The sequence below is a fragment of the Streptomyces sp. NPDC031479 genome (genome assembly GCF_055581065.1).
The window spans coordinates 153987-170678 of sequence record NZ_JBVIKC010000001.1 but is presented as its reverse complement, the minus strand read 5'-3'; the positions used below and the strand labels follow the sequence as shown (position 1 = coordinate 170678).

Annotated in this window: 13 protein-coding genes; 5 read left to right on the top strand and 8 right to left on the bottom strand. The window is 71.0% G+C overall.

Annotated elements, in window-relative coordinates; genetic code table 11:
* The first annotated feature begins 114 nt into the window (after positions 1 to 114).
* From rsmG to ACZ5D2_RS00810, 4 genes are all read left to right on the top strand, one after another.
* Complete coding sequence (gene rsmG, locus ACZ5D2_RS00825) at positions 115 to 831, top strand: 16S rRNA (guanine(527)-N(7))-methyltransferase RsmG (protein ID WP_371677637.1); 717 nt, start codon at positions 115 to 117, stop codon at positions 829 to 831.
* 243 nt (positions 832 to 1074) lie between these two features.
* Positions 1075 to 2202, top strand: a complete 1128-nt coding sequence (locus ACZ5D2_RS00820) for a ParA family protein (RefSeq protein ID WP_371677636.1) — start codon at positions 1075 to 1077, stop codon at positions 2200 to 2202.
* Complete coding sequence (locus tag ACZ5D2_RS00815) at positions 2199 to 3299, top strand: ParB/RepB/Spo0J family partition protein (protein WP_371677635.1); 1101 nt, start codon at positions 2199 to 2201, stop codon at positions 3297 to 3299. Before ACZ5D2_RS00820 ends, ACZ5D2_RS00815 begins: the two co-directional genes overlap by 4 nt.
* A 78-nt stretch (positions 3300 to 3377) precedes the next feature.
* On the top strand, positions 3378 to 4001 hold the full coding sequence (locus ACZ5D2_RS00810) for a GNAT family N-acetyltransferase (RefSeq protein ID WP_030225201.1): 624 nt from the start codon (positions 3378 to 3380) through the stop codon (positions 3999 to 4001).
* 90 nt (positions 4002 to 4091) lie between these two features.
* On the opposite strand, the gene trxA is transcribed toward ACZ5D2_RS00810, so the two are convergent.
* The 7 genes from trxA to ACZ5D2_RS00775 form a co-directional block, all read right to left on the bottom strand.
* Positions 4092 to 4427 (bottom strand): thioredoxin, encoded by a 336-nt coding sequence (trxA, locus tag ACZ5D2_RS00805; protein ID WP_371677634.1) that lies wholly within the window; start codon positions 4425 to 4427, stop codon positions 4092 to 4094.
* A gap of 49 nt (positions 4428 to 4476) precedes the next feature.
* Positions 4477 to 5436 (bottom strand): thioredoxin-disulfide reductase, encoded by a 960-nt coding sequence (gene trxB, locus ACZ5D2_RS00800; protein WP_371677633.1) that lies wholly within the window; start codon positions 5434 to 5436, stop codon positions 4477 to 4479.
* A 146-nt stretch (positions 5437 to 5582) separates the two neighbouring features.
* Entirely contained in the window at positions 5583 to 6551 is a 969-nt protein-coding gene (locus ACZ5D2_RS00795; protein WP_468926234.1) for an anti-sigma factor, read from the bottom strand.
* Complete coding sequence (sigM, locus tag ACZ5D2_RS00790; RefSeq protein WP_468926231.1) at positions 6548 to 7258, bottom strand: RNA polymerase sigma factor SigM; 711 nt, start codon at positions 7256 to 7258, stop codon at positions 6548 to 6550. Before sigM ends, ACZ5D2_RS00795 begins: the two co-directional genes overlap by 4 nt.
* Before the next feature lie 26 nt (positions 7259 to 7284).
* Positions 7285 to 9009, bottom strand: a complete 1725-nt coding sequence (locus tag ACZ5D2_RS00785; RefSeq protein ID WP_468926228.1) for a protein kinase family protein — start codon at positions 9007 to 9009, stop codon at positions 7285 to 7287.
* A gap of 126 nt (positions 9010 to 9135) precedes the next feature.
* Positions 9136 to 11310 (bottom strand): murein biosynthesis integral membrane protein MurJ, encoded by a 2175-nt coding sequence (murJ, locus tag ACZ5D2_RS00780; RefSeq protein WP_468926225.1) that lies wholly within the window; start codon positions 11308 to 11310, stop codon positions 9136 to 9138.
* 46 nt (positions 11311 to 11356) lie between these two features.
* The gene (locus tag ACZ5D2_RS00775; protein ID WP_371677628.1) at positions 11357 to 13624 is read right to left on the bottom strand and encodes a DUF6049 family protein; all 2268 of its coding nucleotides are present in this window, start codon (positions 13622 to 13624) and stop codon (positions 11357 to 11359) included.
* Between the two features lie 184 nt (positions 13625 to 13808).
* Between ACZ5D2_RS00775 and ACZ5D2_RS00770 the strand changes: the two genes are divergently transcribed.
* The gene (locus tag ACZ5D2_RS00770; RefSeq protein WP_371677627.1) at positions 13809 to 15269 is read left to right on the top strand and encodes a CCA tRNA nucleotidyltransferase; all 1461 of its coding nucleotides are present in this window, start codon (positions 13809 to 13811) and stop codon (positions 15267 to 15269) included.
* A gap of 100 nt (positions 15270 to 15369) precedes the next feature.
* Here the strand turns inward: ACZ5D2_RS00770 and ACZ5D2_RS00765 are convergent, their stop codons facing one another.
* The gene (locus tag ACZ5D2_RS00765) at positions 15370 to 16644 is read right to left on the bottom strand and encodes an MFS transporter (RefSeq protein WP_468926221.1); all 1275 of its coding nucleotides are present in this window, start codon (positions 16642 to 16644) and stop codon (positions 15370 to 15372) included.
* Positions 16645 to 16692 lie beyond the last annotated feature (48 nt).

Below are 16692 nucleotides of genomic sequence, written 5' to 3'. Positions count from 1 at the left end.
CGGAACGTTGTGTGTCGGCCCCGTCTGTGTCGCAGGCGGGGCCGATGTTTGTAAGCCTGACATGTGAACGGCACGGTATTGGCGTGAGCGGTTCTGTACGGAAGGACGGTCCCCGTGACGGAGGCAGCTGAGCTTCCCCAGGCGCCCGAAGAGGCGCGCGCGGTGTTCGGTGAGTTTTTCCCGGAAGCTGTGCGGTATGCGGAGCTGCTGGCGGATGCGGGGGTCCAGCGCGGTCTGATCGGGCCGCGTGAGGTTCCCCGCCTGTGGGAGCGGCACCTGCTGAACTGTGCGGTGCTCTCCGAGGTGGTGCCCCAGGGCGTCACCGTTTGCGACGTGGGTTCCGGGGCGGGTCTGCCCGGCATCCCGCTCGCACTGGTCCGGCGGGACCTGAAGATCACCCTGCTGGAGCCCCTGCTGCGCCGCACGAACTTCCTCCAGGAAGCCGTGGAGCTGCTGGGTCTGGACCACGTCACCGTGGTGCGCGGCCGGGCCGAAGAGGTACTCGGCAAGGTTCAGCCGGTGCACGTGGTCACGGCCCGTGCCGTGGCCCCGCTCGACCGGCTGGCCGGCTGGGGCGTTCCCCTGCTGCGTCCGTACGGGGAGATGCTGGCGCTCAAGGGCGACACTGCGGAGGAGGAGCTGGTGGCGGCGAGGGTCGCGCTCAGCAAGCTCGGTGTGGTGAAGACCTCGGTGCTGCAGGTGGGAGAGGGCGTCGTCGACCCCCTGTCCACGGTGGTCCGGGTGGAGGTCGGAGAAAGCCCCGGTGGGGTGAGGTTCGCGGCCAAGCGGGCTAAGGCCGCCCGCGTGGGGCGGGTACGCCGACGCCGTTGATCTTGTCCCTTTCGGGCTGTTGGGCCCTATAGGTCTGGATTTCGGAGTGTCGTAGCGGCCTGAAGACTCCGTCCGGGCATCGTGTTTCACGTGAAACATCGCTCTCTGCTGCACGGAATCATCAGCCGCGGCCGTGCTGCTGCGGCCCCCCGCCCCCGCAAGGGCGCGGGGGGTACGGAGTTGTCCACAACGGTGGATTCATCCACAGGAGTACGGGCCCCGCTGGTTCGCGACCCCGGTGACATGGCAGGCTCTGTTCATCGCGAGCCCACTGCCGAGGAGAGTGACACCGTGCGGTCCGACGCCAACCTTGCGGGGCCGATGGCCGATCCGGTCCCCGGTCCCCGCTCTGAATCGCCGGGCGAGGATGTTTCACGTGAAACATCCCCGGCTACTGCCGGGGTGGGCCACCTGCCTCCGCCCCTCGTCGACAACGACGACCACGAGGACACCCCCGTCGAACGGGCCGCCCAGCTCGCGGTCGACACGATCGGCCGGACCGGCGCCGCTCTGCCGCGGCCCGCGCAGACCCGGATCATGGTGGTGGCCAACCAGAAGGGCGGCGTGGGCAAGACCACGACGACCGTGAACCTGGCGGCCTCGCTGGCCCTGCACGGTGCCAGGGTCCTGGTGATCGACCTCGACCCGCAGGGCAACGCCTCGACGGCCCTGGGTATCGACCATCACGCGGAAGTGCCCTCCATCTACGACGTGCTCGTGGACAGTCGGCCCCTCCTGGAGGTCGTCCAGCCCGTGGTGGACGTGGAAGGGCTGTTCTGCGCCCCGGCCACGATCGACCTGGCCGGAGCGGAGATCGAGCTGGTGTCCCTGGTGGCCCGCGAAAGCCGCCTCCAGCGGGCCATCCAGGCCTACGAGCAGCCGCTCGACTACATCCTGATCGACTGCCCGCCCTCCCTGGGCCTGCTGACCGTGAACGCCATGGTCGCGGGCGCGGAGGTACTGATCCCGATCCAGTGCGAGTACTACGCACTGGAGGGGCTGGGACAGCTGCTGCGCAACGTCGACCTGGTGCGGGCCCATCTCAACCCGAACCTGCACGTCTCGACGATCCTGCTGACGATGTACGACGGCCGGACGCGGCTCGCTTCCCAGGTGGCTGAGGAGGTGCGCACCCACTTCGGCAAGGAGGTGCTGCGCACCAGCATCCCGAGGTCGGTGCGCATCTCGGAGGCGCCGAGCTACGGGCAGACGGTCCTCACGTACGACCCGGGCTCCAGCGGTGCCCTCTCCTATCTGGAGGCGGCGCGGGAGATGGCCCTACGGGGAGCCGGAATCCATTACGACGCCCAGGACGCCCATCTGGGCGCGGGCATGAACAGCACGCAGAGCATGGCGGAGGGGATCCAGTGAGTGAGCGACGTAGGGGTCTGGGACGGGGGCTCGGCGCGCTGATTCCGGCGGCTCCCCAGGAAGCGACGCCCATGGCCGGGGCCGGCTCGACGTCCCCGTCGGCGGTACCGACGCTGGCGTCCGAGCGGGGCATCGCCGCGGCGAAGCTCGCCGTGCTGGCGCAGGAGGCGGCACCCTCAGCGGTCGCCGCCGATGTTTCACGTGAAACATCGGCGGCCGGGGTGCCGGAGCAGGCGAAGGCGGAGGTCGCCCCGGCGGCAGGTGCGACGTTCGCGGAGCTTCCGCTGGACACCATCAAGCCGAACCCGCGTCAGCCGCGTGAGGTCTTCGACGAGGACGCTCTGGCGGAGCTGGTGACCTCCATCCAGGAGGTGGGTCTGCTCCAGCCGGTGGTCGTACGGCAGACGGCCCAGGGCCGGTACGAACTGATCATGGGTGAACGGCGCTGGCGTGCCTGTCGTGAGGCGGGACTGGAGCGGATCCCCGCGATCATCCGGGCCACGGACGATGACAAGCTGCTGCTGGACGCGCTCCTGGAGAACCTCCACCGGGCACAGCTGAACCCCCTGGAGGAGGCGGCCGCGTACGACCAGCTGCTCCAGGACTTCAAGTGCACGCACGACCAGCTGGCGGACCGGATCGGACGTTCGCGCCCTCAGGTCTCGAACACCCTGCGTCTGCTGAGGCTTTCCGCACCGGTTCAGCGCCGGGTGGCTGCCGGGGTGCTGTCGGCGGGGCACGCACGGGCGCTGCTGTCGGTGGAGGACTCCGAGCAGCAGGACCGCCTGGCGCACCGGATCGTCGCCGAGGGCCTGTCGGTGCGTGCGGTCGAGGAGATCGTGACGCTGATGGGCTCCGAGCCGGCGAGCACGGTGAAGCCGAAGGGCCCGCGCGCAGGAGGCCGGGTCGCCCCGGCCCTCAGTGAGCTGGCGACCCGCCTCTCGGACCGGTTCGAAACCCGGGTGAAGGTGGACCTGGGGCAGAAGAAGGGCAAGATCACCGTCGAGTTCGCTTCGATGGAGGATCTGGAGCGGATCCTGGGCACGCTGGCACCGGGCGAGGGCCGGGTACTGGAGCAGGGCCTTTCCGGGGAGTAGTCCGTCCGTCTCTGCACCCTGCTCCTTCGGGCGATGTCCACACTCGAAGAAGCAGGGTGCAGTGGTTACGATGCCGTCATGGGTCGTCGGTTGGTACCGCTCACGCTCGACAACCTCCAGGACCTTCCCCGGCGTTGCCGGAGCTGCGTGTTCTGGGAGCTGGATCCCGTCAGCGGGGAAGCCGCCGTGAAGGCGGGCACCCCAGAGCTGGAGAAGGAGGGGTGGATCTCCGCCGTCCTGCTGGACTGGGGGTCCTGCGGCCGGGTGGTCTATGTGGACGAGGTCCCGGTGGGCTTCGTGCTCTACGCACCGCCGGCCTATGTGCCGCGTGCCGCCTCGTTCCCGACCAGCCCGGTGTCCTCGGACGCGGTCCAGCTGATCACGGCGTGGATCATGCCCGGATACCAGGGCCAGGGCCTGGGGCGGGTGATGGTCCAGACGGTCGCCAAGGACCTGCTGAGGCGGGGGTTCAAGGCCATCGAGGCTTTCGGTGACGCGCACTGGGAGAGGCCCGCGTGTCTACTGCCGGCCGATCACCTGCTGGCGGTGGGCTTCAAGACGGTCCGTCCCCATCCGGCCCATCCCCGGTTGCGGTTGGAGCTGCGCACGACGCTGTCGTGGAAGGAAGACGTGGAACTGGCCCTGGACCGACTGCTCGGCGGCGCTCGGGCGCGGAAGGAACCGGTGCTGCGTCCGCTGTGAGCGGGAGCGGAGGGGCGGGACGGCTCCGGATACGTGAAACGGGGCCGCCCCTGGAGGGGCGGCCCCGTTTCACGTGAAACACGGCGCGGGTCAGACGCTCTTGACCGTGACGAAGTCGGAGAGGTCGCGCAGGATCGCGGCCTTCGGCTTGGCGCCGACGATGGTCTTGACGACCTCGCCGCCCTGGTAGACGTTCAGGGTCGGGATGGACATGACGCCGTAGCGGGCGGCCGTCCCCGGGTTCTGGTCGATGTTGAGCTTGACGATCTCGATCTCGTCGCCGTACTCGGCCGCGATGGCTTCCAGGGACGGCGCGATCTGGCGGCACGGGCCGCACCACTCGGCCCAGAAGTCCACGAGTACGGGCTTGCCGCTGGCCAGGACCTCAGCGTCGAAGTCGGCGTCGGTCACGGTCTTGAGAGCCACAACGGCCTCCTCTTGATACGGGGTGTGGGGTGTGGGGATGAAGCGGGGGTCAGACGGTCGCGGTCGCGTGCTCGGCGTCCGCGAGGGCGGCGAGGAACCGCTCGGCGTCGAGAGCGGCGGAGCAGCCGGTGCCGGCCGCCGTGATCGCCTGACGGTAGGTGTGGTCCACGACGTCGCCGGCGCCGAAGACACCGGTGATGTTGGTACGCGTGGAGGGCGCGTCCACCTTGAGGTAGCCCTCGTCGTCCAGGTCGAGCTGGCCGGTGAAGAGCTCGGTGCGCGGGTCGTGGCCGACGGCGATGAAGAGGCCGGTCACGGGCAGCTCGGAGGTCTCACCGGTCTTGGTGTTCCGCAGGGTCAGGCCGGAGAGCTTCTGCTCGCCGTGGATCTCGGCGACTTCGCTGTCCCAGGCGAACGAGATCTTCGGGTCGGCGAAGGCGCGGTCCTGCATGGCCTTGGAGGCACGCAGGCTGTCGCGGCGGTGGACGATGGTGACCGACTTCGCGAAGCGCGAGAGGAAGGTCGCCTCCTCCATCGCGGTGTCGCCGCCGCCGACCACGGCGATGTCCTGGTCCTTGAAGAAGAACCCGTCGCAGGTGGCGCACCAGGAGACACCGCGGCCCGAAAGGGTGTCCTCGTTGGGCAGACCGAGCTTGCGGTGCTGGGAACCGGTGGTGACGATGACGGCCTTGGCGCGGTGCACCGTGCCGGCGGTGTCGGTGACGGTCTTGATCTCACCGGTGAGGTCCACGGAGACGATGTCGTCCGGAACGAGCTCGGCACCGAAGCGCTCCGCCTGGCCGCGCATGTTGTCCATGAGGTCCGGGCCCATGATCCCGTCCTGGAAGCCGGGGAAGTTCTCGACCTCGGTGGTGTTCATCAGCGCGCCACCGGCGGTGACGGCGCCTTCGAAGACCAGCGGGTTGAGCGAAGCGCGTGCGGTGTACAGGGCGGCCGTGTAACCGGCCGGCCCGGAGCCGATGATGATCACGTTTCGTACGTCGCTCACGGGTTCTTTCCTCGTCTCTGCGGACTTCTGGGTGCCTACCGGGGGCCGGTGCGGACTCTCACCCCACCCAACGGATCCTACGGCGCGAGCATTCCCCTCAGATCCGCCTCCGGCCGCGAACGTGCCCGGTTCGGCTCCCGAATCCATCAGCTCCGGGGATAGGTGCTGGTCAGAAGGGGCTTTTCGGGGGCCTGCGCCGGATCGTCGGCGCAGCCCGCGGGCACGAGGTAGGCGTCCGCCAGAGACGGGTCATCCGGATGCGGAAGCACGAGGAGGTAGACGGGCGTGCCCTGGTAGCTGCCGCGCTCGGAGGCGAGCGGGACTTCGGTGCGGCCGGTGGACCGCTGGACGCACGGCGGGACCGACACGGGCCCCGGTGATGCCTGCCGGTCGGAGGGGGCCTGTTCCGGGGAGGTGGTGTCCAGGCCCATGGTCTTGTTGGACTGCCCCTCGGCCGCCGTGGCGAGGAGCCTCTGGACGTTCCCACGGAGCCCCTGAGCGGTGTATCCGTCGGTGTCCGCGGACCGGGCGGCGGCGCTGGCCGTGGCGTGGGTGGCGTTGTCGTGGGAGCCGGTGCCGGTGAGGCCGCCGAAGAGATAGATGCCGAGTACGCAGGCGGCCGCCCCCGTCAGGCCCGCGAGGACGGCGATCCGGCGGCGTGCGCGGCGCCGGCCGGGACCGGTTGGGCCGGACGGGTGACCGGAGGGCCGCAGGGCCCCGGTCCGGCCGGACGCGGGTGCCGGTGTTTCACGTGAAACATCGCCACGGGCGTCCGTATCGGCCTCAGCCCCGTCTTCGACATCGGCTCGGGGTTCGGGGGCGGATGCGGGAGTGGCGGCGCGAGAAGCCGTGGCATCCAGGAGAGCCTCGGCCGCCAGCGCGGCGTCGATGCGTCCGGCGACGGCGGAAGGCATCCGGGGCGGCCCCGGGAGGGTGCCGAGGAGGGACCGGATCTCGTCGAGGGAGGCACGGACGTCGGCGCACAGGGAGCAGTCATCGAGGTGCCGGCGCACTTCGGCGGTCCGGGACGGGGAGAGCAGCCCTTCGGTCAGGTCGGAGATCTCGGAGACCTCCGGGTGCCGGATCGTGCCGGCAGTGCCGGTCGTCGGGGTCACGGTCGTCCACCTCCGCCCTTCACAACGTCTGGGTCCGGATCCCTCGGCCCGGAATCCCTGGAGTCTGCCGCAGGTGGGACGGGTGTCCCCGGCGTCCGGTTCCTTCCCCGCTCGGTGGCGGTGTTATCCCCGGCATTCGTGCGCAGATGAGTGAGCATCGGGAGGAGTTTCGCCCGGCCCCGCGCGCACCGGCTCTTCACGGTGCCGGAGGGCACGCCGAGGACCCGGGCGGCCTCCGCGACGGGGTATCCCTGCATGTCGACGAGGACGAGCGCGGCCCGCTGATCGGCCGGGAGGGTGCTGAGGGCGGCCAGGAGCTGGCGGTGGAGGTCCTGGCGCTCCGCGGGGGCCTCGGCGGACTCGTGGGGCTCCAGGAGGCGCTCCAGCCGGTCCGTGTCGTCGAGCGGCGAGGTGCGGCGGGAGGCGGCCTTGCGCGCACGGTCGAGGCAGGCGTTGACGGTGATCCGGTGCAGCCAGGTGGTCACGGCCGAGTCGCCGCGGAAGGTGTGGGCGGCCCGGTAGGCGGAGACGAGCGCGTCCTGGACGGCGTCGGCGGCCTCCTCCCGGTCGCCGAGGGTGCGCAGCGCGACGGCCCACAACCGGTCGCGGTGGCGGCGTACGAGCTCACCGAAGGCGTGGGGGTCACCGTCGACGTGCGACGCCAGGAGTTCCTGGTCGCTGCGGTCGCCGGTCGCGGCTTCGTCCAACGGTGAGCCCCCTCCCCTGGCGTGCGTCAGCCCTTGAACTTCACGTCCGTGATGCCCTGCTTGAACCCGGCGCTGCTGTAGTCGTCGTAGGGCGCCTGTGGCATGGCGGTGATCCACACGAGCACGTAACGCGTCTTGACCGGGTTCTCGGTGGTCAGGTTCACCGTGGTGGTGTCGCTGGTCGTCGTGCCCGCGATTTTCTTCATGTCCTTGACCGACTTGCCCGGGTGCATGGAGTCGGTCGCGTACAGCGCCAGCGTGGTGTGGTCCCCCACGAACCTCAGCCCTATCGAGGCGGCACTGACCTCTCGCTCGGAACCGAGGTCGTAGATGATCCCGACACCGGATTTGATCTTGACCTCGGGGCCGTCGCGGAAGCTCTTGGTGCGCCAGTAGGTCGAGCTGTCCCCGTCGAGGGTCTTGGAGACCCCGTCGGCGTTCTGCGGGGTGCCGTCCGGGTAGTACTCCGCGGCTCCCTTGATCGAGAGCGGGACGGGGTCCTTCTTCTCCGGGCTGTCGTCCGTCTTCTGCTGCTGGGTGTGCGTGGTCTCGCCGGTGCCTTGCTTCCCGTGGCCCAGGAGCGCGTCCGCGAGCTGCCAACTGCCCAGGCCGAGGGCGGCGATCAGGAGGGCGGCGACGCTCCACTTGAGGGCGCGGCCGGTGCGGCTCTGCAGCGGGGGCGGCGGCGGCAGGACCGGGGCCACCTGGGTGGTGGGTGCGCCGATGGGCGCCGGGCGGCCGTAGCTGCCCTGCTGGTAGGTGGTGTGCTGGTACTCCGGAGGGGCCGTGAAGGCGGGCTCGGGCGGCCGGATGCGGGGCATCGCGGCGACGGCCTTGGAGAGCTCCTCCGGCGTGGTGCAGGCGGGCTCCTGACGGGAGGCGGTGGCGCCGTCGTTGGCCAGGGCGCGCATGGCGAGTTCGCCGAGACCCCGGTGGACACCGGCCCGGACCTGGTCGGGGGCGAGCAGGCCGACGCCCTTGGGCAGGCCGCGCAGGCCGTACGCGTCGTCCTCGTACGGCCAGCGCTGGGTGAGGGCGGCGTACAGCAGTGCGCCGATGGCCTCGGTGTCGGCCCGCTGCGGGGTCTCGCTGGTGATGCCGCGCAGGGCGGCGTTCACGGCGAGGCCGCGGATGCGGTACTGACCGGTGGAGGTGCGCAGTATCGCGCTGGGCGTCAGGCGCAGGTGCGCCAGGCCCTCGCGGTGGGCGGCGGCCATGGCCTGGGAGACCTGGCTGACCAGCTGGTAGGCGTCGTGGGGCTCCAGCGGGCCGGCCGCGAGGAGGGCGGTGAGCTCGGTGGCGTCGGGCAGCCACTCGTGGACGACGTAGACGAGGTCGTTCTCCTCCACGGCGTCGAGGACCTGGACGAACCGGGGGTCGCCGAGCAGGGCGGAGGAGCGGGCGGCGGCGAGTACCGTGCGGGCCCGGGGGTGGTCGGCCGGGAGCAGGTGGACGCCCACCGCGCGGCGGAGCTTCTCGTCCATCGCCCGCCAGCTGCTGAATCCGTCCAGACGGGTGACGCACTCCTCCAGCCGGTAGCGCCTCGCCAGCTTGTGGCCGCTGTGGAGTTCGGGTGCGGCCGTGGGGGCCGCACTTCTGCGTTCGCCGTCCTTCTCGGGCATGGGTCCGTCCGCGGCTCGTCCGTTCTGGGTGTCCACCCCGTCGGCCGTGGCCTTGACCGCGTGTGCGGTCAGCGGCTCTTCGCCGCTGTTGTCGGCCACGTCGACGGCAGCCGTGCTACGTTCCGCCACCGTCGTCCCTGCCTCCCCATCCGTTGCGCGCTGTCGGCCAGTCTGCGAAGCCATGCCAATTGTGCCCACAGTCCGGCGCTCTGCACGACACGCGATCGGGGTCCGGTCCGTCAACGGGTCTTCGCATCAGCGGCCCAGTCGTCCGCGGACCATTCCGACCATGGAGTTGAGCTCTTCGATCCTCATCCGCTTCGCGGCGATCAGGAAGACCGCGCCGAGCGCGATGCCGCCGCCGATCAGGGAGACGAGGGAACCGGCGGCTCCGCTGCCCAGCCAGTGGGTGATGCCGTAGGCGACGCCGCCCGCCACCGCGGCGGCCGGCACGCAGGCGCCGATCAGCCGGGTGTAGGTCCGCATCACGTGGGCGCCGTCGAGGTCGCCGCCGAGACGGGTCTTGAGGCGCCGCCAGGCCACGCCGACGCCGACCACGTAGCCGAGGCCGTACGCGGCGGCCATGCCCACGACCGCCCAGCGGGCGGGCAGGACGAAGTAGGCGAGGACGGAGACACCGGCGTTGACGGCCGCGACGATGACGGTGTTGTAGAAGGGGGTCCGGGTGTCCTCGTAGGCGTAGAACCCGCGCAGGACCACGTACTGGACGGAGTACGGGATCAGGCCGAGGCCGAAGGCCATCAGGACGTAGCCGATGTTCACGGCGTCCTTGCCGGCGCTCGCGTAGAGCAGGGTGGCCATCGGGACGCCGAGCGCGAGGAACGCGAAGGCGCAGGGCACGATGGCGACGGCCGAGGTGCGCAGGCCGTAGGAGATGTCGTCGCGGACCGCGGCGGCATCGCCGTCGTGGGCGGAGCGGGAGATGCGCGGCAGGACGGCCGTCATGACGGAGACGGTGATGATGGCCTGCGGCATCTGCCACAGCAGCAGCGCGTAGTTGTAGGCGGTGATGCCGGTACCGCCGTGTCCCTGCTTCTCGGCGGCCGTGCCGGCCGCGGTGGCGAGCTGGGTGACGACGACGAGGCCGATCTGGTTGGCGAGGACGAAGAAGAACGTCCACTTGGCCAGGCCGGCCGCCTTGCCGAGGCCGTGGCCCTTCCAGTCGAAGCGCAGGCGCGGCTTGAACCCGGCGTCGCGCAGGTAGGGCAGCATCGCGAGGGACTGGACCGCGAGGCCGAGCAGGGTGCCGATGCCGAGGAGGCGGACGCCCTCGGCGGTGATGGTCGCCTCCGAGACGCCGGAGGCGGTGAACCCGCCGAAGGCCCAGATGAAGGCGCCGAAGGTGGCGATGACGACGATGTTGTTGAGGACCGGGGTCCACATCATCGCGCCGAACCGGCCCCGGGCGTTGAGGATCTGACCGAGCACCACGTGGACGCCCATGAAGAACATCGTGGGCAGGCAGTAGTGGGCGAAGGCCACGGCGACGTCGAGGCGCTTCGGGTCGTCGGCGATCGTCGGCGACATCATGCGGATGAAGAGCGGGGCCGCGAGGACACAGACGGTGGTGACCGCGCCGAGCAGGGTGATGACGAGGGTGAGCAGGCGGTTGGCGTAGGCCTCGCCACCGTCCTCGTCGTTCTTCATGGCGCGCACGAGCTGCGGGATGAAGACGGCGTTGAGGGCGCCGCCACCGACGAGGACGTAGATCATCGTCGGCAGGGTGTTGGCGACCTGGTAGGAGTCGTTGAGGGTGGCGACGCCGATGGCGCCCGCGATGACCAGGGTGCGGGCGAAGCCGGTGATGCGCGAGACGATCGTGCCGGCCGCCATGAGGGCGCTCGACTTGAGCAGGCTGGAGGCCCGCCCGGCGGGCTTGGTCGGCGCGGGGGCCGCGACGGGTGCCTCCTGGGCCGGGGTGCCCGGAGCGGCCTGCTGGTCGCGGTAGAGGTGGGTGAAGGCGTCGGCCGCCGGCTGCTCCTCCGCGGCCTCCGTCATGAGCGAGTCCACCCCGACGAACTGCGTCGTCGTCGCGTGGTCGCCGTACGGCAGGTGGCGTGAGGGGCCGTCGGGCTCGGGCGGCGGGGTCTGGGCCCACACGCGCGGGTCGGGGCCGTGCGAGGGGGCCTGCGGGGCGGCGTAGAGCGGACCCGGCTCCTGGTAGGTGCCCGGCGGCGGCGGGGGGTGCGAGGCGCGGTCGTAGAGGACCTCGGCGACGGGATCCTGGGCCGACAGGTCCTGCCCCCGGTAGGGGTCGTAGTCGTAGGCGTCCTGGACATACGGGTCGTGGTCCGGCGCGGGCGCGGGTGCGGGAACCTGCCCGGGCACCGGAGCGCCCGGAGCAGTGCCCTGGGGGGGCGTTGGCCCACCAGTGCCCTGCGCGCGGTCACCGTCGTACGGCGCGTTCATCGCAACCCCACCTCATCGTCCCCAGGCCGACCGGCCACGGCATCGCTCAACGGTCCACTGTCTCACTCGTCCCGGACCCCTCGGTGCTTTGCGGTCCGGTGTCCGTGGACACGTCACTCGGCTGCGTGCTCTCCTCGGCGACCGCGCGCGCGGCGACGCGCTTGCGGCTGGCGTACATCTTGATGCCCGCCAGGACCAGGAGGAGCACACCGCCCGCGATGACGAGCATGACGGTGGGGGTGACCTCGGTGGCGTCGACGGTGAACCTGCGTTCCTTGCCGTACGGCACGCCGTCCTTGGTGAAGAGCCGCGCAGTGACCTCGACCGGGCCGCTCGCCGTGGCGTTGGCGGTGAACTTTACCGTCTGGCTGTGGCCCCCTTGGACGGAGACCTCCTGCTCGTCCTCACCGCCGTCGCCGATCGTCAGACGGGTGGGATTCGCGGACTTCACCCGCAGTACGAGGTTGTGGACGTCCTGGACGAGGCTGTTCTGGACGCTGACCGGGATGGTCGCGCTGTGCCCGGACAGGGTGGCGTCCGACTTGGGGACGACCTTGACCTTGTCCGTGAGTCCGATCAGGTAGTCCTGGACCTGGTCCCGGTAGACACGGCCCTCGTCCGGGCGGCCGCGCCAGGAGGTCGACATCTCCCGGTTGGTGGTGTTTCCGAAGGGGATCTCGACGCGGTCCGGCGCGGTGAGGATGACCTTGAAGTGGTCGAGGGTGTTCTGCGTCGTACGGATCTGCTCGAACGCCGACACCGGCAGTTCCTGCTTGCTCAGGGCCTCGGGGTACTGGCCCGCGCCGGGGACCTGGGTCGCGGCCCCGGGGTCGGGCTTCGCCGCGGCGGCCGCCTCCAGGTCGGAGGGCTGCGTCCAGCGGGCCGCCTGGAGACCGCGCAGGGCGGTCGCCATCGACTCCACCTGGCTGGCGGTGGGCCTGCGCGTGGGCGCGACCACGTAGCTGCGGGGCTCTTCGCTGTTCTGCAGGTTGAGGGCGAGGCTGTGGGCGAGGAACTGCTGGACGGCCAGCGTGGAATTCCCGGCGCGGGCCATGTCGCCGTCGAAGGCGGTGGACAGGTCGGCGTCGGCGACGACGGCGGTGGTGCCCGCGCCGATCGGGCGGGCGGCGCTCGGGGCGTAGCCGAGGGTTCCCGTCTCCTGGAGGCTGTCGCTGCGGGTCAGGACGTTGTGCGCGCCGGCCGAGGTGGCGACGTTGACGATCGACGGGTCGATGGCCCCGTCCACGGGCCAGGAGAAGTCGGTGGACGGTGTGACGTGGAGCACCGTCTCGACGGCCTGCTTCGCCTTGTCGGTGGCGGGCCGCAGCTGGCCCAGGGTGCCGGAGACGTCCTTGCCGTGGTGGGCGAGCGAGGCGATGTCGGGGTCGGCGAAGGGCAGTGCGACGACCTTCTTGCCCTGTACGGCGGTCTCCAGGGAGCTCAGCCACTGCTCGGCCAGCGCCTTGTTCCTGCCCTGCACGGGCTTGCCGTCGGGGTCGGGGCTGCGGACCCGGTACCCCTTGGCCATGGCGTCGACGGTGGTGAGCAGGTCGGGGTCGATGACCCAGGTGACCGGGAGGTCCCTGCCGAGCGAGACCATCCGCTCCAGGCGGCCGCCGGGCCGCAGCTCGTCGGCGAGGGAGTCGTCGAGGAAGACGGGGGTCTGCACCTCGTCCGAGCCGGTCTCGGCGGTGACGTGCGTGGTGGAGATCAGCGGCCACACGTAGGTGAGGGAGGAGCGCTTCGCGGCGGGGTCCGGCTGCCAGGGCAGGAAGGTCCGCTGGATGCCCAGGACCTGCTCGTGCGGACGGCTGTCGGTCATCCCGGACAGGGAGACGCCGAGCTGGTACACGCCGTCCGCGCCCAGGTCGAGCTTGTTGACCGGGACCTTGATCGTGAACTGCTGGTCGACCTTCGAGGGCAGGGAGTCGATCTTCACGGCGAAGGCGGAATCGATCTCGCCCGGGTCCACCCCGGGCCGGAAGCCCTTCCGGTCGGCCACCTCGCCGATGGACGAGCGGTCGCCGAGCATGGGGCCCACCCGCAGTCCGACGTGGGCACCCTTGATCGTCTCGCGGCCGTTGTTGACCACGCTGCCCTGGATGGTGAGCGTGTCGCTCTTGACGGGAGCGCTGGGGGACACCTCGGTCAGCTGGACGTCGACGGACCCGTCTGCGGCCTGCGCCGGCGGGGCCGGGGCGTAGATCAGGGCGGCCAGCACCGGCGTCCCGGTCAGCAGGACGACCGCCCGCCGCAGCCACCGGCGCCGGGCAGGGGCGGGAGCCGCCCCTTGGATGTCTGCCGCCTCGGCCACGCGCTCGCCCGTCCCTCGAAGTGTCAGTGGTCGTCGTTTCTGCGTCCACGAATGGTAACGAGGTGCGCTGTGCGCGAGTGCCGCGCCTTGCTCCACATGATCGCCACGGGCCGGGGGCACCGGTACCGGGGGCGCCGGGAAACGAGGGAGCCCCTGCCGGGCGGGCCACGTACCCTTTTCTGTTGTGCCGAACGCCAATGAAGACAACCCCAGTGCCCTGAGTCAGGTGCAGCGCCGCGCGGTCAGCGAACTGCTGCGGGTCGCCCCTGTCGCCGACGAGCTCGGCCGCCGTTTCCAGGAGGCGGGCTTCCGTCTCGCCCTGGTCGGCGGGTCCGTCCGCGACGCGCTGCTCGGGCGTCTCGGCAACGATCTCGACTTCACCACCGACGCCCGTCCCCAGGACGTACTGAAGATCGTCCGGCCGTGGGCCGACTCGGTATGGGACGTCGGCATCGCCTTCGGCACCGTCGGCGCGCAGAAGGACGGCTTCCAGATCGAGGTGACGACGTACCGCTCCGAGGCGTACGACCGCACCTCGCGCAAGCCCGAGGTCTCCTACGGCGACTCCATCGAGCAGGACCTGGTCCGACGCGACTTCACCGTCAACGCCATGGCCCTGGCCCTGCCGGAGCAGCGGTTCGTCGACCCGCACGGAGGCCTGGAGGACCTGGCCGCCGGCGTGCTGCGGACCCCGGGCACCCCGGAGGAGTCCTTCTCCGACGATCCGCTGCGCATGCTGCGCGCTGCCCGGTTCGCCGCGCAGCTGGACTTCGAGGTCGCCCCTGAGGTGGTGGCCGCCATGCGCGAGATGTCCGACCGGATCGAGATCGTCTCGGCGGAACGGGTGCAGGGCGAGCTGAACAAGCTGCTGCTGTCCGCGCACCCCCGCAAGGGCCTCGGCCTGCTCGTGGACACCGGCCTCGCGGACCGGGTACTCCCGGAGCTGCCCGCGCTGCGGCTGGAGAGGGACGAGCACCACCGGCACAAGGACGTCTACGACCACTCGCTGATCGTGCTGGAGCAGGCGATCGCGCTGGAGGAGGACGGTCCGGACCTCGTCCTGCGGCTGGCGGCCCTGCTCCACGACATCGGCAAGCCCCGGACCCGCCGCTTCGAGAGCGACGGCCGTGTTTCCTTCCACCACCACGAGGTGGTGGGCGCGAAGATGACCAAGAAGCGCATGACCGCGCTGAAGTACTCCAACGACATGGTCAAGGACGTGTCCCGGCTCGTGGAGCTGCACCTGCGCTTCCACGGCTACGGGGACGGGGAGTGGACGGACTCGGCGGTGCGCCGCTACGTGCGCGACGCGGGCCCGCTGCTGGACCGGCTGCACAAGCTGACCCGGTCGGACTGCACCACGCGCAACAAGCGCAAGGCCAACGCGCTGTCCCGGACCTACGACGGCCTGGAGGAGCGGATCGCGCAGCTCCAGGAGCAGGAGCAGCTCGACGCGATCCGCCCGGACCTGGACGGCAACGAGATCCAGCGGGTGCTGGAGATCAGCCCGGGACCGGTGGTGGGCAAGGCGTACGCGTTCCTGCTGGAGCTGCGGCTGGAGAACGGCCCGATGGGCCACGAAGCCGCCGTGGTGGCCCTCAAGGAGTGGTGGGACGCCCAGGCGGACCCGGCCGCTCAGGGCTGATCTGCGGTCCACCACCCGGGGGCGTCTCCCGTGGTGGCCGACGCCGATGTTTCACGTGAAACATCGGCGGGCCGGGCCGGGCCGGGCCGGGCGTCCGGGTTCATGTTTCACGTGAAACATCGACCCGGCGCCGGAGCATCAGCGCCGTGAGGGCGTAGAGGACGGCCACGCTCACGACCAGCACGGCGGAGCGGCCGTCGGCCGGGAGCATCAGGGCGGCCACGGCGGCCGCGCCGACGAAGGCCACGTTGACCAGGACGTCGTAGACGGAGAAGACCCGCCCGCGGAAGCCGTCCTCCACCTGGGACTGGACGACCGTGTCGGTGGAGATCTTGACTCCTTGGGTGGCCAGGCCGAGGACGAACGCGGCGACGAGCATCGGCCCGGGGGCGAAGGCCAGCCCGAGGGCGGGGACCAGGACGGCCGCCCCGGCGGCGCACACGGCCATCCATCTGCGGGTGCCCAGCCGGCCGACGGACCAGGGGGTGACGACGGCGGCGGCGAAGAAGCCCGCGCCGGAGAACCCGATGGCCATGCCCAGCAGGGCCAGGCCGTCGGCCTCGTTGTCCGACCAGGCGTAGCGGCAGAGCATGAGCAGCATCACGAACAGGGCCCCGTAGCAGAACCGCATCAGGGTCATCGCGGTGAGCGCTTGAGCGGCCTCGCGCCGGGCGGCCAGGTGCCGGAGCCCCTCGACCATGCCCCGCGCCGTGAGGGCGACCCCCTCGACGACCGAGGGGTGGACGCTGCCCGGAGGGTGGTCGGGTCCGAGGAGGCCGATGGCCAGCCTCAGGGCGGCCAGGCCCGCGCACAGGTAAAGGGCGGCTCCGAGGAGGACGACGAGGGCGTTCGAGTCGGAGACGAGCAGCCGTACGAGGAAGGCGAGCCCGCCGCCGGCGGTCGCCGCCAGGGTCCCGGCGGTGGGAGAGAGGGCGTTCGCGGTGACCAGCTGGCCGGGGCCGACGACCCTGGGCAGGGAGGCGGAGAGGCCGGCCAGGACGAAGCGGTTGACGGCGGTCACCGACAGGGCCGAGGCGTAGAACAGCCAGTCGGGTGCGTGGACCACGATCAGCAGGCCGGTCACGCAGGCGAGGAGGGCCCGCAGCAGGTTGCCGTAGAGGAACACCTGCCGGCGGCGCCACCGGTCCAGCAGCACGCCGGCGAAGGGGCCGATCACGGAGTAGGGCAGCAGCAGTACGGCCATGGCCGAGGCGATGGCCGCGGGTGAGGTCTGCTTCTCCGGGGAGAAGACCACGTAGGTGGCGAGGGCCACCTGGAAGACCCCGTCGGCGGCCTGGGAGAGCAGCCGTACGGCCAGCAGGTTGCGGAAGTCCCTCAGGCGCAGGAGTACGCGCAGATCACCTACGACAGGCATGAGGGCAAGGGTCACACACGCCGAGGGTCCCCGGGCACATTTGCCCAG